This is a genomic window from Pseudomonas sp. B21-021, assembly GCF_024749205.1.
GTDB classification, from domain to species: Bacteria; Pseudomonadota; Gammaproteobacteria; order Pseudomonadales; family Pseudomonadaceae; genus Aquipseudomonas; species Aquipseudomonas paraglycinae.
The window spans coordinates 3915231-3937888 of sequence record NZ_CP087192.1; the positions used below are offsets into that span (position 1 = coordinate 3915231).

At 61.4% G+C, this 22658-nt stretch carries 19 protein-coding genes; 8 read left to right on the forward strand and 11 right to left on the reverse strand.

Translation table 11 applies throughout. From position 1 onward, the window contains the following. Nucleotides 1-900, forward strand: a complete 900-nt coding sequence (locus LOY31_RS17445) for a bestrophin family protein (protein WP_127798524.1) — start codon at nucleotides 1-3, stop codon at nucleotides 898-900. Between the two features lie 30 nt (nucleotides 901-930). On the opposite strand, the gene LOY31_RS17450 is transcribed toward LOY31_RS17445, so the two are convergent. The 3 genes from LOY31_RS17450 to LOY31_RS17460 all read right to left on the reverse strand — a co-directional run bounded on the left by LOY31_RS17450 (nucleotide 931) and on the right by LOY31_RS17460 (nucleotide 3674). After that, a complete protein-coding gene (locus tag LOY31_RS17450; protein ID WP_258711933.1) occupies nucleotides 931-2217 on the reverse strand; it encodes an ATP-binding protein in 1287 nt (428 codons plus the stop codon). After that, a complete protein-coding gene (locus LOY31_RS17455; protein ID WP_007958821.1) occupies nucleotides 2218-2925 on the reverse strand; it encodes a response regulator in 708 nt (235 codons plus the stop codon). It lies immediately after the preceding gene. Nucleotides 2926-3065: 140 nt separating this feature from the next. Next, nucleotides 3066-3674, reverse strand: a complete 609-nt coding sequence (locus LOY31_RS17460; protein ID WP_085602796.1) for a tRNA-(ms[2]io[6]A)-hydroxylase — start codon at nucleotides 3672-3674, stop codon at nucleotides 3066-3068. Between the two features lie 159 nt (nucleotides 3675-3833). On the opposite strand from LOY31_RS17460, the gene LOY31_RS17465 reads away from it, so the two are divergent. Next, nucleotides 3834-4697, forward strand: coding sequence for a universal stress protein (locus LOY31_RS17465; protein WP_085602794.1), 864 nt, complete (start codon nucleotides 3834-3836; stop codon nucleotides 4695-4697). 45 nt (nucleotides 4698-4742) lie between these two features. Here the strand turns inward: LOY31_RS17465 and LOY31_RS17470 are convergent, their stop codons facing one another. After that, entirely contained in the window at nucleotides 4743-5213 is a 471-nt protein-coding gene (locus LOY31_RS17470; protein WP_045121881.1) for a DUF1289 domain-containing protein, read from the reverse strand. 469 nt (nucleotides 5214-5682) lie between these two features. On the opposite strand from LOY31_RS17470, the gene acnB reads away from it, so the two are divergent. After that, complete coding sequence (acnB, locus tag LOY31_RS17475; RefSeq protein ID WP_045121882.1) at nucleotides 5683-8292, forward strand: bifunctional aconitate hydratase 2/2-methylisocitrate dehydratase; 2610 nt, start codon at nucleotides 5683-5685, stop codon at nucleotides 8290-8292. Between the two features lie 251 nt (nucleotides 8293-8543). Here acnB and LOY31_RS17480 read toward each other — a convergent pair whose 3' ends face one another. Together LOY31_RS17480 and LOY31_RS17485 are read right to left on the reverse strand one after the other, a co-directional pair. Continuing rightward, nucleotides 8544-9824, reverse strand: coding sequence for an HAAAP family serine/threonine permease (locus LOY31_RS17480; protein WP_085602790.1), 1281 nt, complete (start codon nucleotides 9822-9824; stop codon nucleotides 8544-8546). A 255-nt stretch (nucleotides 9825-10079) separates the two neighbouring features. Continuing rightward, the gene (locus LOY31_RS17485; protein WP_167748742.1) at nucleotides 10080-10250 is read right to left on the reverse strand and encodes a hypothetical protein; all 171 of its coding nucleotides are present in this window, start codon (nucleotides 10248-10250) and stop codon (nucleotides 10080-10082) included. Between the two features lie 518 nt (nucleotides 10251-10768). On the opposite strand from LOY31_RS17485, the gene LOY31_RS17495 reads away from it, so the two are divergent. Further along, nucleotides 10769-11152, forward strand: coding sequence for a tautomerase family protein (locus LOY31_RS17495; protein WP_007958838.1), 384 nt, complete (start codon nucleotides 10769-10771; stop codon nucleotides 11150-11152). 172 nt (nucleotides 11153-11324) lie between these two features. Further along, nucleotides 11325-12293: a 2-hydroxyacid dehydrogenase gene (locus LOY31_RS17500; RefSeq protein WP_007958849.1), complete on the forward strand. Its 969-nt coding sequence runs from the start codon at nucleotides 11325-11327 to the stop codon at nucleotides 12291-12293. Here LOY31_RS17500 and tssA read toward each other — a convergent pair. From tssA to LOY31_RS17525, 5 genes are read right to left on the reverse strand one after another with little or no spacing between them, the layout of a single operon-like run. Next, nucleotides 12290-13378: a type VI secretion system protein TssA gene (tssA, locus tag LOY31_RS17505; protein WP_258711934.1), complete on the reverse strand. Its 1089-nt coding sequence runs from the start codon at nucleotides 13376-13378 to the stop codon at nucleotides 12290-12292. The genes LOY31_RS17500 and tssA overlap by 4 nt on opposite strands. Then, nucleotides 13375-17196: a type VI secretion protein IcmF/TssM N-terminal domain-containing protein gene (locus LOY31_RS17510; protein WP_258711935.1), complete on the reverse strand. Its 3822-nt coding sequence runs from the start codon at nucleotides 17194-17196 to the stop codon at nucleotides 13375-13377. The genes tssA and LOY31_RS17510 overlap by 4 nt, the downstream gene beginning before the upstream one ends. Next, entirely contained in the window at nucleotides 17193-17957 is a 765-nt protein-coding gene (locus LOY31_RS17515; RefSeq protein WP_085602784.1) for a DotU family type IV/VI secretion system protein, read from the reverse strand. Before LOY31_RS17515 ends, LOY31_RS17510 begins: the two co-directional genes overlap by 4 nt. 18 nt (nucleotides 17958-17975) lie before the next feature. After that, nucleotides 17976-19307, reverse strand: a complete 1332-nt coding sequence (gene tssK / locus LOY31_RS17520; RefSeq protein WP_085602782.1) for a type VI secretion system baseplate subunit TssK — start codon at nucleotides 19305-19307, stop codon at nucleotides 17976-17978. Nucleotides 19308-19353: 46 nt separating this feature from the next. Then, a complete protein-coding gene (locus tag LOY31_RS17525) occupies nucleotides 19354-19800 on the reverse strand; it encodes a type VI secretion protein (RefSeq protein ID WP_085605091.1) in 447 nt (148 codons plus the stop codon). 228 nt (nucleotides 19801-20028) lie between these two features. Between LOY31_RS17525 and tssB the strand changes: the two genes are divergently transcribed. From tssB to LOY31_RS17540, 3 genes are all read left to right on the forward strand, one after another. Further along, nucleotides 20029-20571: a type VI secretion system contractile sheath small subunit gene (tssB, locus tag LOY31_RS17530; protein WP_007958861.1), complete on the forward strand. Its 543-nt coding sequence runs from the start codon at nucleotides 20029-20031 to the stop codon at nucleotides 20569-20571. Between the two features lie 29 nt (nucleotides 20572-20600). Beyond that, nucleotides 20601-22085 carry a type VI secretion system contractile sheath large subunit gene (tssC, locus tag LOY31_RS17535; protein WP_007958864.1) on the forward strand — a complete coding sequence of 495 codons (1485 nt, stop codon included), beginning with the start codon at nucleotides 20601-20603 and terminating at the stop codon, nucleotides 22083-22085. A 75-nt stretch (nucleotides 22086-22160) separates the two neighbouring features. Beyond that, a complete protein-coding gene (locus LOY31_RS17540; RefSeq protein ID WP_007958866.1) occupies nucleotides 22161-22658 on the forward strand; it encodes an Hcp family type VI secretion system effector in 498 nt (165 codons plus the stop codon).

The window sequence follows — 22658 nt, forward strand, 5'->3', positions numbered from 1 at the left end:
ATGATCATCCGACCCAAGGTCAATCAATTCGCCATTCTCTTCACCCTCAAGGGCTCGATTGCCAAGCGCATCGCCCTGCGCGCCCTGATGGTGACGCTGCTGGCGTCGGCCATCGTGCTGGTGGAAATGCTCCACCCGAGCAACTTCACCAAGGTCAACGCCACGCCATTCACCTTGCTTGGTCTGTCGCTGTCGATCTTCATGAATTTTCGCAACAACGCCTGCTACGACCGCTGGTACGAAGCTCGCAAGGCCTGGGGCGAAGTGATCGTGCATGTGCGCTCGGTGATTCGCGAGACCCATGTGATCCGCGAATCGGCGCAGCGCCGTCTGTTGCTGCTCAACCTCGCTGGTTTCGCCCATGCGCTGAATGCGCGGTTGCGCCGGGAAGATGAAGCCGCCGCCAGCGCCGAATGGATCACCCCGCAGCACGATGCGCAGGTGCCGGACTACAGCGGGCGCATCCTGCAGACGGTCGGTCAGCAATGCTCCGATCTGCACGAATCAGGCGATCTCAGCGAATGGCGCTACATGCTGCTGGCCAATCACCTGACCAGCCTGACCCAGGCGCAGGCGGTGTGCGAGCGGATCAAGAACACGCCGCTGCCCTTCCCTTACACCTTGCTGCTGCACCGCACGATTTACCTGTTCTGCATCCTGCTGCCGTTCGCCATGGCCGAACCGCTGGGCTGGCTGACACCGCTGTTCACGGCGATTGTCAGCTACACGTTTTTTGGGCTGGATGCGATTGCCGATGAGCTGGAAGACCCGTTCGGCCGGGATGAAAACGACTTGCCGACCGATGCGCTGGTGCGGGGTATCGAGCGGGATATTCTGGCGGAACTGGGAACTGAGCCGTTGCCACCGGCGCTGAAACCGGTGGATTACGTCCTCAGTTAATCGACTGCCCCCTCAGGGGAGCGAAAGTCATCAATCCAGATGCGCCCATGTCATGCGAAACGACGCCCCGCCCCATGGAGAGTCACCGACCTCGACCTGCCCGCCATGGGATTGCGACACCCGCCGCACCAGCGCCAGTCCCAGACCGAAGCCACCGGTGCGGCGATCACGGCTGGCGTCCAAACGAGAGAACGGTTCGAAAATCTTCTCTCGACCGGCCAGCGGCACACCCGGCCCGTCGTCGTTGACCTGCACTTCGTATAGATCGCCGATGCGCACCAGCGACACCTCGACCCGCTGCTCGGCATACCGAATGGCATTGCGCAGCAGATTGATCACTGCCCGCGCCATGAAGCGCGGTTCGATCCGCACTTCATCGACCCGGCAATCAACGATCAACATCTGCACCCCGGCCGCCTCGGCCTCCAGCGCCACGCTGCCGACCACGCTGTCGAGCCAGTTGGCCGCCTGAATGTTTTCGCGGGTGATCACGGTCGCGCCACGTTCGAGGCTGGCGTAGGTCAGCAGTTCGGAGACCATTTCTTCCAGCTCGCCGAGGTCGGCGTACATGTCGGCGATCAGTTCGCGGTTCTGGCTGGCGTCCGGTTGCTGCTTAAGCTGATCGAGCTCGAACGACAACCGGGCAATCGGCGTGCGCAGTTCATGGGACACGGCATTGGTCAGTTCGCGCTGATTGGCGATCAGGCCTTCGATGCGCGCCGCCATCAGGTTGAAATGGCCGGCGAGGTCGCGGATGTTCGAGCGTTTGGACAGCTGGATCCGCACCGAAAGATCGTTGTCGCCGAAGCGCTCGGCGGCCAGCCGCAGTTTTTCCAGATCGCGCCAGTGCGGGCGAACCCAGAAGTACAGGACGATGCCGAGCAGCACGGCCAGCATCAGGTAGGCCCCGGCAATGTAGAACGGCATCAGGCTCGGTTCGGGCGGCAGCTTGATACTGAGCAACTGCGAACCACCGTCGATATTGCTGATGAACTGGGTGTAGTCATCGCGGATCACCAGCAGATCCTGGGCCAGTTCGGCTTTTTCCTGATCGTTTAGATTCAGCTGGTCAGCCTCGACCAGGCTCAGCGTCAGCCCGTAGTGCGGCCGTAACGCCTCCAGTTGCGCCTCGCGCGCTGCGCCCTGCTGGTCGCGCATGTGTTCGATCAGCGACCACGCCTGTCCGCGTACCGCCTCACGGTTGTAGGCTTGCATCTGGTTGTCGAGTAACGCGTTGAAGGTGTGTTCGACGGTTTGCAGCGCCGCCACCAGCCCGACCGTCATCACCAGAAACAGCCCGAGAAATAACCGCAGCATCTACAACTCCCACGCGAACGGATTGAACAGGTAACCCTTGCCCCACACGGTCTTGATGCAGACCGGCTCGCGAGGGTTGTCCTTGAGTTTGTTGCGCAACTTGCTGATGTACACATCGACGCTGCGATTGAGGCCATCGAAGGCGATGCCGCGCATGCGATTGAGAATGTCATCGCGCGACAGGATCTTGCCGGCAGCGCTGGCCAGCAGCCACAGCAGCTCAAACTCCATGGTGGTCAGTTCGATCAGTTCGCCCGCCAGACGCACTTCGCGGCAACTGCGGTCGATGATCAGGTTGCCGAACTCCAGCGAACTCACTACGCCGCTTTCCGGTACTTGCCGGCGTTGCAGGGCCCGCAGGCGTGCGAGCAAGACCGGCGGCTTGATCGGTTTGATCACGTAGTCGTCGGCGCCGGACTCCAGGCCCAGAATGTGGTCGAGGTCGTCTTCCTTGGCCGTCAGGATGACAATCGGCGTGTCCGACACGCTGCGGATTTCCCGGCACACGTGCAGGCCGCTCTGCCCCGGCAGCATCAGGTCGAGCACCACCACCTTGGGCTTGAATTCGAGAAACGCGGCCACGGCCAGATCGCCGCGATGCACCGTGCGCACCTCGTAGCCGTGTTGTTCGAGAAAGTGGGCGATCAGCGCGGCCAGCCGCTCATCGTCTTCCACCAGCAGGACTCTGCCAAAACCCAGGTTATCCATAACAACCGCCGCCAACCGCTTTGTGAAGTGGGCGACATTATGCGGGCATTCAATGGCGAGACGTTTATCGCAGGCAGCAAAAACCGGCCCCTGGGGCCGGTTTTCGTTGAAGTTTCATACTCTTAAGAGTTTTTAACAATTCATGCCGCGACGGGTACGCCGCTGTGGAAACGAAATTCCTCGTCCGGCGACTCGATCAGGTCCTGCTCGGCGGCGCGGACTCTCTCGATCACCTGCGCGATGTCCTTGGCGTCACCGTACTGGTAGGCCAGTTTCAGGTAACCCTGGAAATGCCGGGCCTCGCTTTTCAGCAGGCCGAAGTAGAACTTGCCGAGTTCTTCGTCCAGATGCGGCACCAGCGCTTCGAACCGCTCGCAACTGCGCGCTTCGATGAAGGCGCCGACCACCAGGGTGTCGACCAGCTTTACCGGTTCGTGGCTGCGCACCACTTTGCGCAGGCTGGAAGCATAACGGCCAGCGTGCAGCTGGCGCAGTTCGATCTTGCGTCGCTTCATGATGCGCATGACCTGCTCGTGGTGCACCAGTTCTTCCCGGGCCAGACGCGACATCATGTTGATCAGATCGACGTGGGAATGGTACTTGGCGATCAGGCTCAACGCGGTGCTGGCGGCCTTGAACTCGCAGTTCTTGTGGTCGATCAGCAGGGTTTCCTGATCGGCCAGCGCGGCTTCAACCCAGGCGTCGGGCGTGCGGCAACCAAGGAATTCGTGGATTTCGGGAAGGATCATGGGGCTCACGGTCAAAAGGTGTTCGAGCGAAGGGCGCCGATTATACCGGCCTGCCCGCAGACCACCAGCCGCCCGCGTTGATATGCATCAAGTCGCAGACGGATGCGCAGCAACTATAGTTGTGCAACGCCGTGCCTTTTCATTGCTGGAGACTCACTCATGCAAGCCATTCGCAGCATTCTGGTGGTCATCGAACCCGAACACGCGGAAAGCCTGGCGCTCAAGCGCGCCAAGCTGATCGCCGGGGTGACCCAGGCCCATCTGCACCTGCTGGTCTGCGACAAGAAGCACGATCACGCCGGCATGCTCAGCGTGCTCAAGGCCGCGCTCTTGGCGGACGGCTACAGCGTCACCACCGAGCAGGCGTGGAACGAGAGCCTGCACGAAACCATCATTGATGTGCAGCAGGCCGAAGGCTGCGGGCTGGTGATCAAGCAGCACTTCCCCGACAGCTCGCTGAAAAAGGCCCTGCTGACCCCGGCGGACTGGAAACTGCTGCGCCACTGCCCTACCCCGGTGCTGCTGGTGAAAACCGCTGGTTCGTGGAAGGACAAGGTGATTCTGGCAGCGGTCGACGTGGGCAATGCCGATGGCGAACACCGTCATCTGCACACCACGATCATCGACCACGGCTTCGACATCGCCAGCCTGGCCAAGGGGCATCTGCACGTGATTACCGCTCATCCGTCGCCGATGCTGTCGGCAGCGGACCCGACCTTCCAGCTCAAGGAAACCATCGAGGCGCGCTATCGCGAGCAATGCCGGGCGTTTCAGGCTGAATTCGATATCGACGACGAGCATCTGCATGTCGAGGAAGGCCCGGCGGATGTGCTGATTCCGTTCATGGCGCACAAGCTGCAGGCGGCGGTGACGGTGATTGGCACGGTGGCGCGCAGCGGGGTATCCGGTGCGTTGATCGGCAATACGGCCGAACAGGTGCTGGATCAATTGGAGAGTGATGTGCTGGTGCTCAAACCGCAGGAGGTTGAAGACCACCTGGTGGAGTTGGCGGTGAAACATTAAGCATTGTTGTGATCCTGTGGCGAGCGTGTTCGCCACAGGTAATGCTCAGTCGCCGAGGGCATCCTTGAGGAAACCGGGCGCGATGTAGCGCTGATAGTGCGCTTCCGACAGCAGGAAAAATTCCCGATCAATGGCATCGCGCAGTTCCGGCAGGTTCCAGTCGCGAAACTCCGGCAACAGCACCATCCCGTAGGCTTCCAGATTAATGATCACCCGCGCGCCCCGGGCAATCAGCTGATAGGCCCAGCAATATTGCGACTGATGCGGCACGAAGCGGATCTTGCGCTGTTCCAGCTGCTGACGCAGGCGCGCCGGATCGAAGACCTCGACCTTGCTGGCCATCACTTGTGACAGCAATTGCTCAAGACGCAGCCAGACCGCGCGCTTTTCTTCCTCGTTGTAACCGTTCCAGTGGATCACTTCGTGGTGGAAACGCTTGCAGCCACGGCACACCAGATCACCGTAAACGGTGGAGCAGAGGCCGACGCAGGGGGTCTTGATGGTCTGATTGGGCATAGAATGGGCAAAACACTTGAAACGCGGAACAGGTCGGCATGTTAGCCCTTTGTCCGCCATTCATCACCCCTCAAACGTCAGGGACAAGCGCTGGATCAAGGTTTGCCTCAGCCGCGCACAACGCAACGAAAGTCCAATAGAGCGCGACTTACCTTTAAATTTTTTTTGCCGTAGAATCAGCCAGCCTTTTTAGGCGCCAATGTCCGTTAGAAGCTGTTTTCAAAGCGTCACGAGCACAGTCGTTCCTTCAGAGCGGTGTTGGCGTAAGGTTTTTCCAGCGGGGAAAAGCCAAACGCCAACCCTCATCAGCTCCCCGTTCTGCAGGCGTAAAACTTTGAAAGCAGCTTCTGTAAGGAATTGCCGGTAATTCTGGCCGAACGACCCACAACGTCGTGAGGAGCATGAGTACGGCAATTTCGGGATGAGCGTCCCGGACACCCATTTGGGACCACTGATGAGGGTAATAACTGTGCTTGAAGCCTACCGCAAACATATCGAAGAGCGTGCAGCCCTGGGTATCGTTCCCCAGCCGCTTAACGCCGAACAAACTGCAGGCCTGGTCGAGCTGCTGAAGAATCCTCCGGCTGGCGAAGAAGCTTTCCTCGTTGACCTGATCACCAATCGCGTACCACCAGGAGTGGACGAAGCCGCCTACGTCAAGGCCGGTTTCCTCTCCGCACTGGCCAAGGGCGAAGTCTCCTCCCCTCTGCTGGACAAGAAACGCGCTGTAGAACTGCTCGGCACCATGCAGGGCGGCTACAACATCGTGACCCTGGTTGAACTGCTGGACGACGCCGAGCTGGCACCAGTGGCCGCCGAAGAACTCAAGCACACCCTGCTGATGTTCGATGCCTTCCACGACGTGGCTGAAAAAGCCAAGAACGGCAACGTTCACGCCAAGGCCGTGCTGCAATCCTGGGCTGACGGCGAGTGGTTCAAGAAGCGCCCTGTGCTGGCCGACAAGATCAGCCTGCGCGTCTTCAAGGTGACCGGCGAAACCAACACCGACGACCTGTCCCCTGCTCCAGACGCCTGGTCGCGTCCTGACATCCCGCTGCACGCCCTGGCCATGCTGAAAATGGCCCGTGACGGCATCGTTCCGGACGAGCAAGGCAAGACCGGCCCGATGAAACAGATCGAAGAAATGCGCGGCCAGGGCTTCCCTATCGCCTACGTCGGTGACGTGGTCGGTACCGGTTCCTCGCGTAAATCGGCGACCAACTCGGTGCTGTGGTTCTTCGGCGACGACATCCCTTACGTGCCGAACAAGCGCGCTGGCGGTTTCTGCTTCGGCAGCAAAATCGCTCCGATCTTCTACAACACCATGGAAGATGCCGGCGCACTGCCAATCGAGTTCGACGTATCGAACATGAACATGGGCGACGTGATCGACCTGTACCCGCACGCAGGCAAAGTCTGCAAGCACGGTACCGACGAAGTCATCACCACCTTCGAAATGAAGACCCCGGTCCTGCTGGACGAAGTCCGCGCCGGCGGCCGTATCCCGCTGATCATCGGCCGTGGCCTGACCGAGAAGGCTCGCGCCGAACTGGGTCTGCCAGCATTCGATCTGTTCAAGAAGCCTGAAGCACCGGCTGAAAGCACCAAGGGCTTCACCCTGGCGCAGAAAATGGTCGGCAAGGCTTGCGGTCTGGCAGAAGGCAAAGGCGTTCGTCCTGGCACCTACTGCGAACCGAAAATGACCACCGTAGGTTCTCAGGACACCACCGGTCCTATGACCCGTGACGAACTGAAAGACCTGGCGTGCCTGGGCTTCTCCGCTGATCTGGTGATGCAGTCCTTCTGCCACACCGCGGCTTATCCGAAGCCGATCGACGTGACCACCCACCACACCCTGCCTGACTTCATCATGACCCGCGGCGGTGTTTCCCTGCGTCCGGGCGACGGCATCATCCACTCGTGGCTGAACCGCATGCTGCTGCCGGACACCGTCGGTACCGGTGGTGACTCGCACACCCGTTTCCCGATGGGCATCTCGTTCCCGGCCGGTTCCGGTCTGGTCGCGTTCGCCGCTGCCACCGGCGTCATGCCGCTGGACATGCCGGAATCGATCCTGGTGCGCTTCAAAGGCAAAATGAAACCTGGCATCACCCTGCGTGACCTGGTTCATGCCATTCCTTACTTCGCCATCCAGAACGGTCTGCTGACCGTCGAGAAGAAAGGCAAGAAAAACGCCTTCTCCGGCCGCATCCTGGAAATCGAAGGCCTGGAAGGTCTGACCCTGGAACAGGCTTTCGAACTGTCCGACGCCTCGGCCGAACGTTCGGCTGCCGGTTGCACCATCAAGCTGTCGAAAGAGTCGATCACCGAGTACCTGCAGTCCAACGTCACCCTGCTGCGCTGGATGATCGGCGAAGGCTACGGCGACGCGCGTACCCTGGAACGTCGTGCTCAAGCGATGGAAGCCTGGATCGCCAACCCGCAACTGATGGAAGCCGATGCCGACGCCGAATACGCCGAAGTCATCGAAATCGATCTGGCCGACATCAGCGAGCCTGTACTTTGCGCGCCCAACGATCCGGACGACGCCCGTCTGCTGTCCAGCGTTGCTGGCGAGAAGATCGACGAAGTGTTCATCGGTTCGTGCATGACCAACATCGGTCACTTCCGCGCTGCCGGTAAACTGCTGGATCAGGTCAAGGGTCAGCTGCCAACCCGTCTGTGGCTGTCGCCGCCGACCAAGATGGACGCTCACCAACTGACCGAAGAAGGCTACTACGGCATCTACGGCAAGGCCGGCGCCCGCATGGAAATGCCAGGCTGCTCGCTGTGCATGGGTAACCAGGCACGCGTTGAGCCGAACAGCACCGTGGTGTCGACTTCGACCCGTAACTTCCCGAACCGTCTGGGCGACGGCGCGAACGTCTACCTGGCCTCGGCTGAGCTGGCGTCCGTTGCTTCGATCCTGGGTCGCCTGCCGACCGTCGAGGAGTACATGGAATACGCTGGCAAGATCGACAGCATGGCGGCCGACGTTTACCGCTACCTGTCCTTCGACCAGATTGCCGAGTTCCGTGAAGCTGCTGCGAACGCCAAGATCCCTGTCGTTCAAGCCTAACGCTGCAAAGCAATGAAAAACGCCGCCCATCGCGAGATGAGCGGCGTTTTTTTATGCCTCCGCGTTGATCGTTCCCACGCTCTGCGTGGGACGCTCCGCGTCCTGAACCGTGACGCAGAGCGTCACAAGAGGCATTCCCTCGCAGAGCGTGGGAACGATCAATCAATGCTGTGCAGGCACAAAAAAGGCCGACCTGCGAGGCAGATCGGCCTTTCTTTTTCACAAGATCAAACGGGATCTTGTGTTGAGCCTCAAGCAGTCAGCGAGTAGATCAACGCCGAAATCGCCACCAGACCCACCGCGGTGACAAACACGTTCGACATCTGCCCACGATAACGGGCCATCGCCGGCACTTTACGGATCGCGTACATCGGCATCAGGAACAGGATCGCCGCGATGACCGGGCCACCGATGGTTTCGATCATGCCGAGGATGCTCGGGTTCAGGGTCGCCACGATCCAGCACACCACCAGCATGAACGCCGCCACGATGCGGTCCAGGGCCTTGGCGCCTGGACGCTTGCCGCTCTTGACGATCAAGCCTTTCAGGCCTTCGCTGGCACCGATATAGTGACCGAGGAATGACTTGGAGATGGCTACGAACGCAATCAGCGGCGCCGCGAACGCGATGGTCGGGTTGCTGAAGTGGTTGGCCAGGTACGACAGGATCGACAGGTTCTGCGCCTTGGCTTCCGCCAGTTGCTCTGGCGACAGGGTCAATACGCAGCTGAACACGAAGAACAGCACCATTACCACCATCAGCAGGTGGGCGCGGGACAGGATCTGCGAGCTACGCTCGTCGGCGTGGACGCCGTAACGACGCTTCTGATCCACCGCAAACGCCGAGATAATCGGCGAGTGGTTGAACGAGAACACCATCACCGGAATCGCCAGCCACAGCGTGTGCAGCAGCGCCGACGGTGCCGGCACTTGCGAAGCGGTGGTCAGGATGCCGCCGTTCCAGTGCGGAACCAGGTACACCGCCAGGAACAGCAGCGCGACGATGAACGGATACACCATCAGGCTCATGGCCTTGACGATCACTTGCTCGCCGCAGCGCACCACGGCCAGCAGGCCGAGGATCAGCACGAACGACAGCAGCGCACGCGGTGGCGGCGTGATGTGCAGTTGGTGTTCGAGGAAACTGGCGACCGTGTTGGTCAGGCCGACGCTGTAGATCAGCAGGATCGGGAAGATCGCGAAGAAGTACAGCAGGGTGATCAGCGCGCCGGCCTTGATGCCGAAATGCTGTTCCACCACGTCGGTGATGTCGGCGCCTTCGCGACCGGAGAGCACGAAGCGGGTCAGACCGCGGTGTGCGTAGAACGTCATCGGGAAGGCCAGCAGCGCGAGGATCACCAGCGGCCAGAAGCCACCCAGACCTGCGTTGATCGGCAAAAACAGGGTGCCGGCGCCGATGGCCGTCCCAAACAGTCCCAACATCCAGGTAGTGTCATGGCGATTCCAGCTCGACAGTTCGGCTGGTGCTGCCGCTTCAAAGCGTTGTTCGACGCTATTGGCCTGATCATTCATCCGGTCGGATCTCCGCATTCCGGTCACTTGCCACTCGGTCAGGACGCGTCGGAAAAAACCGACAGACATGCTCCGGCCGAAACAGGGGCGCGATTCTCCGCGATAAATGAGCAGAAGCAAAGACTTAGCTGAGGAATGGTTGTGCGGAGCAGATCGGAGGCTTGTCGCTTTTGGGAAAAAGACTGTCGGCGCCAGATACGCCATATGTCGTTTTATGGCATGTACCGGCGCCGAATGAGCCATGGGAAAACCCGATCAGATCGATCGGGCCAATATGAAGCCAAGGGACATGCAGAAGATGCCGAAGCCAAATAACCCCAACATCGGAAGCATTTCACCTTTGTGTTTGATGCGCATTCTTTCGACCCACTCATCGTGCTCTCGCTCTGAGCGTTCCATTCTGGCCTTGCGGTCATATGTACTCATGCTGATCTTCCTCTGGGTTCCCTGGGCCTGACTGTTTTGAAAGGCGAACACTTAAAATTTGAAAAAAATCCTGCTACTGCAGTGAATGCGGTCAACACCCCACCAAATACCGCGACTGGATACAGGTTCGCCTCCCACCTCAGCGTCTTTTCCTCCGCCAGCAGCTTTTGTCTTTCAGCCACGAGCTTTCGTGACTCATGTTCCAACCTGTCGAGTTCCAGGCTTTCACGATCGTTATGAAGCATTGGCCTTTCTTGGCTGATGGCAATTTCCGTCCGGATTACTGCTTCGTCATGAAGAACGCATCCCGTCCTGCTTTCTATAATTCCGCGCTTCTCACCCCGCCGTATAGCGGATGAATCCGGCAGCACTCGTAGGCAACATCCGTAAATCCCGCAGGACGGTGCGTCCATTTCCTAACGTTTTTAAACAACCTCACCGTCTGGCATTTTTCGGCTATACCCAATGGCGAATTGACTGACATCCCCGTCCAGCCCCCTCGCCTGTGGAGCCATCCCATGCCTCTCGTCCGCGTCGACATCAAGAAAAACCCGGACCCGACGTTCGCCAAACGCATTGGCGAAGTGATCTACGCCGCCCTGCGCAGCGAGATCAACGTGCCGGAACACGACAACTTTCAGGTGCTGGCCGAGCACGACGACCAGCACTTCGTTTATGACCCGCAATACCTGGGGATCCAGCGCAGCGACGGCATCGTGTTCATCCAGCTGACCATCAGCGAAGGCCGCACCGTGGAAATGAAACAACGGCTGTTCCAGACCATTGCGCGCAACCTGAACCAGCAACTGGCCGTGCGCCAGGAAGACGTGTTCATCAATCTGGTGGAAGTGAAAAAAGAGAACTGGTCGTTCGGCAACGGCATCGCCCAGTACGTGACCTGATCCTGTGACCGCCAGCGCCGACATCACCTTCTGACGAAGCACCCGCGCGCTCCCCGCATCAGCTCCTACACTGCCTGATGCGGGGCCATGCCAGCCATTGCCAAACCGCTCTGGAATCAGCACTCTGAACCGACTTTTGCGCCCGAATACCGACGATCACAGGAGCCGAGCAATGCCCGCCACCGTTCTGGTACTGGTTGAAACCATCAATGACTATTTGCCGATCCTCGAACGTCAGGGTTTTCACCTGATTCTCGCGCCGACTCCTGCCGAGCGGGCGCAAGCCATCGCCACTCACGGGGCACGGATCGACGCGGTGCTGACCCGTGGCCCGCTGGGCTTATACGCTGAAGAAATCGCTGCCTTGCCTGCGCTGAAAATCATCTGCGTGATCGGCGCCGGTTACGAGCAGGTAGACCTGCAAGCCGCCAGCGACCGGGGGCTGACCGTGACCAACGGCGCCGGTGTCAACGCTTCATCGGTGGCCGACCACGCCATGGCGATGCTGCTGGCGCTGGTGCGTGACATTCCGCGCTGCGATGCCGCCGTGCGTCGGGGCGAGTGGCCGAAGATCATGCGCCCGTCGCTGGCCGGCAAGCGCCTGGGGATTCTCGGTCTGGGCGCGGTGGGGATGGCGATTGCCAAACGCGCCGGTCTGGGCTTTGACATGGAGATCAGTTACCACAACCGTCAGGTGCGCAGTGACGTGCCTTACGCGTTCTGCTCGACCCCGACCGAACTGGCCCGGGCCTCGGACTTTCTGGTGGTCGCCACGCCCGGCGGCATCGGCAGCCAGCATCTGGTGACCCGTCCGGTGCTCGATGCCCTCGGGCCCAACGGTTTTATCGTCAACATTGCCCGCGCCAGCGTGATCGCCACTGCCGACCTGATCAGCGCACTGGAGCAACGTCGAATCGCCGGGGCGGCGCTGGATGTGTTCGATCACGAGCCGCAAGTGCCCGATGCGCTGAAAGGCCTGAGCAATGTGCTTCTCACCCCGCACGTCGCCGGTCTGTCACCGGAAGCCACCCAAGGCACCGTGGAGCTGGTGGGCAAAAATCTGGTGGCGTTCTTCTCCGGACAACCGGTACTGACGCCGTTGCAGTTGCCGCCGAAACTCAACAACCAGCGCGTGCACTAAAGCACGCCGAGCAAAGTCCACAGGCGCCGGGATTCGGCGTCTGCCGAAATCAGCTCGCCAAGCAGCTCGCTCAACGGCTTGTTGCCCCACTCCACCCCGCGTCGGATCAGATACGGCACCGGGCTGTGGGGCTCGGTGCGGGCCAGGTACTCGGCGATCAGCAGCAATTGCCGATAAGCCTCTTCGCGGCTGGCCGGTTCGCGCGGCACTGGCGCGGCTTCGGGCGTGGCCGTGACAGACGCTTCAACCGGTGAGACCACGACCGGCGCAGGCGGCGGTGCCGACAGTGGTTGTTGTGGGTGCATGGCGATGAACTCCTGAACCAGGGTCAACAACGCTTGAAGGGTGTCCTGCAACGGTCCGAGCCCAGGTCCCTGATCTCCCAGATACGCATCGCACCAGGTATCCAGACGCTGCAGGTGTTGCAGGCTCAGCAGCAGATTGCCTTGATGGCGCAGCCAGAATGCCATGGGCGTGGCCCGCACCTGCTCGATGGTTTTCTTGTGTTCGCTGCGCGCGGTCTCGGCCGACGCCTTGGCGCCTTTGGAGTCGTTGGCCTGCACCTGCTGCACCTGAATCCGCCGCCAGGTTTCGAGGGTGTAACTCTCAAAATCGCTGTTGTTTGCTCCGAATAAAGGCACCCGGGTCAGCAGCACTTCGCTGTAGCGACGCACCAGCCATTCCAGCGGAATCGCCCGCCACGACTGATCACCGTCGTCGGCCTGCGGATGCAGATGCTCGGGATAGCGCTCACACAGACCGGCAATCAGCGCGAGACTGCCCGGCAGTCCATCGAGTGCCTGCAAATGCAGCCAGGCCTCGCCCAGCCAGGCACTGAGCATCAGGTCCTTGCTGCGTTCGAGCAATAACGTGGTGGTCAGCCGCTCGACTTCCGGCCAGTTGGCGCGTTTCAGGGTCGACTGCCAGACACCCGTGGGCAAACTCGCGTCGTCCTCGCGGCGCAGATCGCGCAACTGGTCGTACTCGCGCTCATAGCGCAGATCCGCACCACAGGGCGCGTCGTCGCTGATGGGCGCGAGCAACTGATCGATCAGGTCCGGCAACGGGGTCGATGGCAGGCTCACAAATCCTCCTTCTGGGCTTCAAGGGCGGCGGTGGTGCCGGTCACCTGGAACGGTGAACGCGGCGCGCGGGTCGGCAACGGCGGAATCGACAACGGCAGTTTCGAGCCCTGGCTCATCAGCGACACGCGCACGAACATCCGGGTGAATTCGCTGGTGACGCTGTCGTTCTGCGCGGTAACCGGCAGGCGCAGGCTCAGCGGGAAATCGGTGTAATCCATGCTCGGCTGGCGCTGCACCGAGAAGTGCGCGCGCATCAGGCGCAGCAGCGACCACGGCCCGCCATACTCCCAACCGGCCTCCAGATCACGCACCACCAGGTTCGGTTGCAGCGGATCGTTGACCGGACGCTCCTTGCCGTTGCGCGCCCAGCGCAGGGTCAGGCGGATCGGCTGACCGGGCATCCAGCGCAGATTCGGCTGGTCGGCAGCGGGATAGCTGATCTGCTGATTGCCGGCCAGCAAGCCCCAGGCAATCACTTGATCGGCGCCCTTCTCTTCTTCGCGATCGGTACGCCAGCGCACGTCCAGCTCGACGCCGAGAATGCCGCTCTTGTCGCGCACGAACAGCGGCGTCAGCCAGACGCTGGCCTGCTTCACCCGGTTGAGAAAATCTTCCGCCGCCAGCCGCTCCGGGGTCTGGCTCAAGACCAGTCCGGCCTGGGCCACGGGCAAGCGCTTGTCGATGATTTCCAGAAAGTGCTGGACCCGCGCCGGGTCGGCATCCTGGGCCTGCACGCCGTTGGCAAACGGAAAGCGGTCGGCCAGGTACTGATTGAAGTAGCCGGCCAGCTCGTTCCACGCGGCAGCCGCCTGTTGCCGTTGCAGAAACTGGCAGCGTTGCAGGGCCGACTGTTGCAATTCCACCGCCCGCATCGCCAGGGTGCCGCGCCCGCCGGTCAGATTGGCGGTCTGCAACACCTGCACGCAGGAACCGGTGTCCATTTCAATGAAGTCGCGGCTGACCAGTTGCTCGATCTGCGCCGGCGAACTGGCCGGGTTCGAATCCTTGTACTTGAGCAATTCGTCGTTGAGCGCGCTGAACTGGGTCACGCGCTCGTAATCCAGCGCCGACAGGGTGCCCTGCTGGGTCTTCAGCCACTCCAGCGCCGGGGCGCGACGCTCGGTGATGCCGAGCATGGTGTTGAATTGCTGTTTGAGGCTCAGCTTCAGATCCTGCACGTCGCTGGCGCCATAGAGTTGCAGGCCAAGGTTTTTCGAGCCGTCCCACTGGCTGATTTCCGTGCGGCCACCGAACAGCGGCTGCGCGGTGATTTCATCCAGCCCGCCAACGATCTGCGCCATCGCCCGGCGGTTCAGCGCCCCTTGCAGACGTGCCGCCAGATCACTGCGATGGACCTCGACAAAGGCCTTTTGCAGGTTCATCGCCTGCACCGCCTGCACGTTGAACACCGCATAGGGATGAGTCTGGTCATCGTGATCCTTGAGACTCAACCACATCGCTTGCGCGGCGGCGGTTTCGGCCGCTTGCAGCAATGCTTCGCGGTAGGCCGGCGGAATGCGCGGCAGCTCTTCGGCGACGTAGCTTTTATAGCTGGCGAAATAATTCAGCGACTCGTTGAGGTCATCGCCGTCCACGGTCTGGCCTTGCCGGTTGACGCTGTCCTGACTGGCGCGCAGGGCAATCGAGACGAAGTCACGCTTGAACAGCGCCTGCACCGCGTTGTTGAGCTTGACCACCTGATCCTGCAACGCCAGTTGCCCGCTGCCCTGCTGCACCAGCAGATTGCCCCGCGAACCCACCTGGGCGATCCATTGATCGCGGAAGCTCTGCTGCAACTTGCCGGCCTGTGCATCGAGCTGCTGTTCGACGGCCGGGCCGAGCAATGAACTCTTGCGCACCTTGTCGAGAAACTCGCGATAACCCGGCACCAGCTCCTGGCCCTTGCCGCGACTCCAGGTCGAGTTGGTCAGGGCGATCGCCGCTTGCAGGTCATCGATCAGCGCGCGCAGGTCTTCCAGTTCGGTGAGGCTGTTGCCACTCCCGGCTTCAAGCTGTTCCAGATGCAACTTGAGGTAGCCGGCCTTGCTGACGAAGTTGTCGGCCAGAAAATACTGATCGAGCCAGCGCTCCATCAGCCCGGTGAAATTACTCACGATCAACGGCCGTTCAACGCTCAGATCCAGCGCCTGCAAGTCGCCGCCATCATTGGCCGCGAGCAGTCGGTTGTAGTAGGCGGCGTGGGGCAAGGTGCCGGCGTTGAGGTTCAGCGACAGCGCGCTGTTGCTCAGTTGCGCCAAGTCTTCCAGCGGCACCCGCTGATTGTTCTGCACCTGGGCGAACAACTGGTTCTGTTGTTCCAGACGCAAGGCCCGCTCGACCAGATCCGTGGCCTTCTGATAATTCTGCCACTGCGCCGGGTCTTCACTTTCGACGCTGGTGCGTCGGTCGGTGGCGCGAATCGCCTTGATTTTTGCCAGCTCCGCGACCAGCAGATCGTGCAGCGGTTGCAGCATGTGGCGCTGGGTCGACCTGAACACTTCCTGTTCGAGTCGCCCGTCCAGCGAAGAAAACCACGACGTCGGAAAGGCCAGCGAAACGTAGTGCCAGTGCGGCGCCCTCTCCAGCACCCGCCAGAAGTTCTGCACGTTGCGCCGGGTCGGCTCGACCCGATGCTCGTCGTCGGTGACCGCCACATAATTCTTCTGCGCGCCTTGCAGCAGTCGCGCCAGTTCATGGGCGTCCTTGACCGATGCGTGCCAGACCCAGAGCATCGCCACCGCCCACACCACCCCGACCACTAGCGCCACCCCGGCGGTCACTCGCTGCCAGCGCTGGCGCAAGCGCAACAGGCGCGGCACGCCCTGGGCCAGTCCGCGTTCGCCGACTATTCGCTGGCGCCACAACTGACGCACAAACGCACTTTGCTGCAGGCCGCTGTCATCGGCAGAAAAACCGTCCAGCGCATCGTCGGCCGGCTGATTGGCCGTCAGGTAAACCCCACGAAAACACGGTGCTTCGCCCTGAGCGTTGCCTTGAAACACCGGCTCCAGCACGTTCTGCAAACCACGGCGCAGGGTTTCCAGACGTTCCGGCAAGGCGTACAGATCGGCACTCAGATGCCCGGACAAGGTGCCGATTTCGATCACTGCTTCCGCCACCGCACGGTGCAGCCGATCCAGCGCCTGATCGCTCCATTGCCCCTGCCACACCGCATCGCGGGCGTAGGGCGACGACCAGCCCAAGGTGCGATCGCGAGCCTCGTCCGGCAAGGCGCTGATCAGCTCCTGAAACCCCGGCAGTTCTTCCAGCCCGGTGATGACCACATACACCGGCAGGCTCAGACCAAAGCGCTGCAACAGATCGATGAAACGCCGACGCGCCGCCAGCCCCAGTTGCGTGGCTTGTTCCAGATTGCTCAACCGACTGACCGGCACTGTCCAGATCACCCCGTCCAGCGGACGCTTGCTGCGCAGGCGCAGGATCAGCCCGAGCAGGCGCCACCAGCCGCCGCGTTGCAGGTGCATGCCGTCTTCCGGCAGAAACAGCGCCTGCGGCACCACCAGCACCGCACCTTCGGAATCCGACCACCAGCGACCGAACCAAGCCGGTTTGTCGGTGGGTTGCAAACGCCACTGAGTGGCGAGTTGCGCGCCCTGGGTTTCATCGCCAAGCATCAGCAGCCACGGCATCTGGTACCGGTCGTGGGCGCCCTGCTCCTGTTCCATGTGCCGCACGGCGGCGTAGAAACTGCGGATCGCCGCGCCGCTCTGGGTGCGCAGCCACCACACCGCCACCGCGATGATCACCAGCAGCAGGAGGATGGCGACCACCCAGGCCACGATCGTCAGGGTACTCATGAGTCTTGCTCCGGCGCCGTCAGCGTATCGGGCGCCTGCAACACCGGCTCCAGTTCCTGACGGATGTCGCGCCACAGAAACTGCCCTAACCCGGTCAGCAACAGAATCATCGCCAGTATGCCCAGCGCCAGACGAAAGCCGTCGGGCAACGCTGTGCGTACCGGCAACTGCAAGGGTGTCGCCAGCGAAGGCTGTACCAGTCGCTGACTGACAGCGGCGTAATCGGCCTCGTCCTGCCAGGCAAACGTGAACAGCGCCCGCCGCCATTTTTCCCGTTGCACCTGACCCTGCTCACCGCGCAGGCGTCCGTGGAAACCGAGGATCAGGCACTGCAAATACACGTTGGCCAGATCGCGGGTGGTGGGTTGCTGTTCATCGAGCAGGGTCTGGATCGCCGCCGGCACTTGCTCGCCGGCCTGACGGCTGGAATACAGTCGCGATTCCAGGGGCTTTTCCTGCCAGGCACTCTGGCCCGGCCACGGGCTGAACAGCAGGGTTTCATCGACCAGCGCGACAAAGGCATACACCAGTGCCTTGACCTGTTCGGTCGCCGAATCACCCACCTTGGCAAACGCGGTACGCCACAGCCGTTGCGAAGCCTGGGTCGAGAGTTCGACCACGGTTTCGACCAGCGCCGCTTCGTCCTCGCTGTCCTTGGGCAACTGGCTCCAGTCCTGCGACCACTGCTGCCAGGTGTGGCGGAACGCACTGCTCAGCGGAGCGTCCTGCAACCCGAGGCTTGCGGCACTTCCTTGCGACATACGACGTTCCTTGTGTGATCAGGCACGTTCACTGTTCTGGGCGACAAACAACACCACTTGCCACGGACTGCTGGTCAACTTGGTGGCCGGCGCGGCGATCGTCAGCGGCAGTTGCGCGTCGAACCAGCTGCCTTCGGCGGTCACCACGAACAGCCGGGTGTCGTCGCCGACGCTATAAGCCACCTGCTCGCTGCGGCTCATGGCCTGATGCGTCAGACCGCTCATGCGCTGGCGGCTGAGCAAGGCAATGTGCGGCGCCGAGGCGATGATCGCCCCTCGCAGCCATTCGCCGGCCGCCTGCTCGCTGGCCCCGTTGGGCATGCGCAGGCCGATGACCAGACGCTGGCTCGGTTGCTCGTCCGGCAACTGAATGGAAAAACTCTGCTCACCGCGCTCGAACGCGATGCTGCGGTAACCGGCGCGGATCAGTTCCAGGGTGTTTTCCAGCCAGTCGAGCAGCGGTTCGTAACCGCGCTGCAATTCGAGGAAATCCAATGGCGCAAAAGCCGGCACACCCGCCAGCGGATCCAGCGCCGACCACGCACCGGCGAGTCCCAGCAGTTGCACATAAATGCTTTGCGGATGAGCAACACGGCTGATCAGCGCCCCTTCCACTTCCGGCAGCCGCGCCCATAACGCCGTCATCTGCCGGCGGATTTCCAGCGCGTCATCCTGATTGCCGGCCTGCTGCGCCTGACGCAATCGCCCGCCGAGAAACAGGCACTTCTCCCGCGCCCGTGCGCAGAGCCCGGCCACTCGCCGACCCAATGGGGATTCCGGCAGCAGGACCGGTGTCGGCGGCGTGTACGGCAACGGCAGGAAACCACCGCCCTCCTTGCGGATTTTCAGCAGCGGCAGGCAGATTGAATCGGCTTTGTTCAGTTGCGTGCACAGGCGTGGATTGGGACGCCACACCGTGATCGATTCAGGAAATTCGCCGCTGGTGAGGTCCGGTAACGCCTCGCCGACCACCGATTGCAGACGTCCCTTGAGCGGCAGCAACTGACCGGCGCGCCACAGCGGACTGATCGCCAGATAAACCGTCACCGTCGCATCGTCCGTGGCGTCGATCGCGGCAGCGACGTCCAGCTCCAGCGTCGGGTCGACACCGACTTGCAGATTGACCGGCAGACCGTCCGGCATCGTCCCTTGCAACGACAGCACCCGCACCACCCCGGCGCTCATCGCCGACGGGTCGAACTCCATGTGGCTGACGCCAAAAAACCACGGATTGCACGCCTGAGCCAGATGCGCGCCGAGCGCCTCGGCCCGCAGGCCCTGTAACTGAAAATGCTGTGGCAGCAATTGCATGCCTTCATGCCAGCAGACCGCGTCAGGTAGCAGACTCATACGACTCCCTTCGACTGCACCGCGAACCGGCGGCGGACGGTGTGTTTCAGTTTTCCTTGCTGACCAGGCTCATCTCGCGACTGTCGAACTTGAGCCATGCGTCGCTCTGATCGTCCAGCCGCAGGCGGTGCGCTCCGGGAGTGTTATAGCTGGCGAAGACCAAAAGTCCAGCCGCCCGCTTGCCCCCCAAAGGGAACGGCTGGCGGTCGATGAATTGCCCCGGCACCAGCTCCAGCCCCCACACGCTCATCAGCTGACGATAGTCGCGCTGATACTGCTCGCGCTCGGCAAACCACTGGCGGGCACTGATGCCCGACAGTTGCTTGAGCAGATCCGGATCGTTGACCGCGATGAAATCCACGGCGATCGGGGTGTCGTCATTGGCCTTGGGCGCGACGTCGAGGGTCAGGCTGTCGAGATCGACTTTCGGCCCGAAAAACGAACAGCCGGCGAGCAGCGCAAACCCGATCATTAGAAAAAGTCGTGCAGACAAAATGAATTTTCCTTTTCGCCAGTCAGTCCAAAAAAGTTTTTCGCTTGCATTTTTATAGACCTGTTCTAGCGTCTTGGGTAGTTCGGTTCCTACAGCCGAATGAGGAAGGTTTGTCAAAGGAACGACAGGTCATCTGCCACCCTTTCTAACCTGTGGTCCAGCAAGGGAAAGCGATGAACGGGCCTCCCCGATGCATTGCGCCCGCTCATCGCATCGGAGTCCGCCGACATGGCAGAAAGTACCCAGCACAAGCTCGACCGGGTTCGCCCGCCCCGAGTGCAAATCACCTATGACGTCGAAATCGGCAACGCCATCGAGAAAAAGGAATTGCCGCTGGTGGTCGGCATCCTCGCCGACCTCTCGGGCAAGCCGCTCGAACCCTTGGCAAAACTGACCGAGCGCCGTTTCACCGAAATCGACCGTGACAACTTCAACGACGTCCTCGCCTCCATCGCTCCCCGCGCCACGCTGCAAGTCAACAACACCCTCAGCGGCGACGACAGCAAGCTCAACATCGAACTCAACTTCAAGCACATCGACGACTTCGACCCGGTCAAGGTGGTGGAGCAAGTCACGCCGCTGCGGCGTCTGTTCGAAGCCCGCCAGCGCCTGCGCGACCTGCTGACCAAACTCGACGGCAATGACGATCTGGACAAGCTGCTGCGCGACGTCATCGCCAACACCGAAGGCTTGCAAGAGATCAAGTCGGCCCGCCCGGACACCGCTGTCCCGGCCGCTGATGCCGAAGCTCCGGCCGAACCGCAAGCCTGATCGTCCACCTGACCGAGGAAGAATTCGCCATGCCCGCCGCCGCCCAGAATCAAGCCAGCGAAAATGCTGCTGCCGAGACTTTATCCCTGCTCGATCGAATCATCGCCGAGGGCCGCATGGCCCATGACGACAGTCAGCAGGATTACGCCCGCGACATGCTCGCGGAATTCGCCACCCAGGTGCTCGACGAAGGCATGGCCATCGACAAGGACACCGTGGCGATGATCAACGACCGCATCAGCCAGATCGACGAGCTGATCAGCGCCCAGCTCAACGAAGTGCTGCACCACCCGGACCTGCAAAAACTCGAAGCGTCCTGGCGTGGCCTGCACATGCTAGTGCAGAACACCGAAACCAGCACCCGGCTGAAACTGCGCCTGCTCAACGTGACCCAGAAAGAGCTGCAGAACGATCTGGAAAAAGCCGTCGAGTTCGACCAGAGCGCCCTGTTCAAGAAGATCTACGAAGAGGAATACGGCACCTTCGGTGGCCATCCGTTCAGCCTGCTGGTGGGTGACTACACCTTCGGCCGGCACCCGCAGGACATCGGCCTGCTGGAGAAACTGTCGAACGTTGCCGCCGCTGCCCACGCCCCGTTCATCGCTGCCGCAAGCCCGCGTCTGTTCGACATGAACAGCTTCACCGAACTGGCCGTGCCACGTGATCTGTCGAAAGTGTTCGAGAGCCAGGAGCTGATCAAGTGGCGCTCGTTCCGCGAAAGCGAAGACTCGCGTTACGTCTCCCTGGTGCTGCCGCACTTCCTGCTGCGTCTGCCTTACGGCCCGGACACGTCGCCGGTGGAAGGCATCAACTACGTCGAAGACACCAACGGCACCGACCACAGCAAATACCTGTGGGGCAACGCCGCGTGGGCGCTGTCGCAACGCATCACCGAAGCCTTTGCCAAGTACGGCTGGTGCGCGGCGATCCGTGGCGCTGAAGGCGGCGGCGCGGTCGAAGGCCTGCCGGCGCACACCTTCCGCACCAGTTCCGGCGATCTGTCTCTGAAGTGCCCGACCGAAGTCGCGATCACCGACCGCCGCGAGAAGGAGCTCAACGACCTCGGCTTCATCGCCCTGTGCCACAAGAAAAACAGCGACGTCGCGGTGTTCTTCGGCGGCCAGACCACCAACAAATCCAAGGTCTACAACACCAACGAGGCCAACGCCAACGCACGGATCTCGGCGATGTTGCCGTACGTGCTCGCAGCCTCGCGTTTCGCCCATTACCTGAAGGTGATCATGCGCGACAAGGTCGGCAGCTTCATGACCCGCGACAACGTGCAGACCTACCTCAACAACTGGATCGCCGACTACGTGCTGATCAACGACAACGCGCCGCAGGAAATCAAGGCGCAGTACCCGTTGCGTGAAGCGCGGGTAGACGTCACCGAAGTTGCCGGCAAGCCCGGTGCCTATCGCGCGACGGTGTTCCTGCGGCCGCACTTCCAGCTCGAAGAGCTGACCGCGTCGATCCGCCTGGTTGCCACGCTGCCGCCACCGGTAGCCGCCTGACCTGCCTGCGCCCGCCGGATTTCCTGCGGGCGCCTCCCGTTTGCCTAGCGCGACACCTTTCAGGAGTTTCAAGCGATGGATGCAATCATTCTCGACCTCGGCGGCGACATCAAAGGCGACAGCCTGCTCGAGGGTTACGCGGACAAGATCGAAGTCATGTCCTACAGCCACAACGTGGCGATGCAAGTCACCAACGACGTCAGCAACTCGGAGCGCACCTCCGGCAAGCCCCACGTCGGCGAGTTCACCCTGACCAAATTCGTCGACACCTCGACACCGTCGCTCAACGAGTACTGCTGCGCCGGCAAGCCGATCCCGGAAGCCAAGATCACCATCGGCCGCAACGCCGCCGAAGGCAGCGGGCAACTGCTGCCCTTCATCATCTACACCCTGACCAACGTGGTGATTTCCAACGTCAGCGTCAGCGGCGGTACCGGCGGCAAACCGGTGGAAACCCTGTCCCTGAACTTCACCAAAATCAAATGGGAACTCACCGCGCAGAAAGACGACGGCACCAAGGAAGGCACGGCTGCCTCGACCTGGGACATGGCCGCCAACAAGCTCGTCAGCTAA

Excerpts from the sequence above, each read along its gene's own strand:
- LOY31_RS17485 (WP_167748742.1), bottom strand. The coding sequence starts at position 10,250 with ATGAGTACATATGACCGCAAGGCCAGAATGGAACGCTCAGAGCGAGAG.
- LOY31_RS17450 (WP_258711933.1), bottom strand. The coding sequence starts at position 2,217 with ATGCTGCGGTTATTTCTCGGGCTGTTTCTGGTGATGACGGTCGGGCTG.
- LOY31_RS17465 (WP_085602794.1), top strand. The coding sequence starts at position 3,834 with ATGCAAGCCATTCGCAGCATTCTGGTGGTCATCGAACCCGAACACGCG.
- LOY31_RS17445 (WP_127798524.1), top strand. The coding sequence starts at position 1 with ATGATCATCCGACCCAAGGTCAATCAATTCGCCATTCTCTTCACCCTC.
- tssK (WP_085602782.1), bottom strand. The coding sequence starts at position 19,307 with ATGAGTCTGCTACCTGACGCGGTCTGCTGGCATGAAGGCATGCAATTG.
- LOY31_RS17540 (WP_007958866.1), top strand. The coding sequence starts at position 22,161 with ATGGATGCAATCATTCTCGACCTCGGCGGCGACATCAAAGGCGACAGC.
- LOY31_RS17460 (WP_085602796.1), bottom strand. The coding sequence starts at position 3,674 with ATGATCCTTCCCGAAATCCACGAATTCCTTGGTTGCCGCACGCCCGAC.
- LOY31_RS17480 (WP_085602790.1), bottom strand. The coding sequence starts at position 9,824 with ATGAATGATCAGGCCAATAGCGTCGAACAACGCTTTGAAGCGGCAGCA.
- LOY31_RS17455 (WP_007958821.1), bottom strand. The coding sequence starts at position 2,925 with ATGGATAACCTGGGTTTTGGCAGAGTCCTGCTGGTGGAAGACGATGAG.
- LOY31_RS17470 (WP_045121881.1), bottom strand. The coding sequence starts at position 5,213 with ATGCCCAATCAGACCATCAAGACCCCCTGCGTCGGCCTCTGCTCCACC.
- LOY31_RS17510 (WP_258711935.1), bottom strand. The coding sequence starts at position 17,196 with ATGAGTACCCTGACGATCGTGGCCTGGGTGGTCGCCATCCTCCTGCTG.
- LOY31_RS17495 (WP_007958838.1), top strand. The coding sequence starts at position 10,769 with ATGCCTCTCGTCCGCGTCGACATCAAGAAAAACCCGGACCCGACGTTC.
- tssC (WP_007958864.1), top strand. The coding sequence starts at position 20,601 with ATGCCCGCCGCCGCCCAGAATCAAGCCAGCGAAAATGCTGCTGCCGAG.
- LOY31_RS17500 (WP_007958849.1), top strand. The coding sequence starts at position 11,325 with ATGCCCGCCACCGTTCTGGTACTGGTTGAAACCATCAATGACTATTTG.
- tssB (WP_007958861.1), top strand. The coding sequence starts at position 20,029 with ATGGCAGAAAGTACCCAGCACAAGCTCGACCGGGTTCGCCCGCCCCGA.
- LOY31_RS17515 (WP_085602784.1), bottom strand. The coding sequence starts at position 17,957 with ATGTCGCAAGGAAGTGCCGCAAGCCTCGGGTTGCAGGACGCTCCGCTG.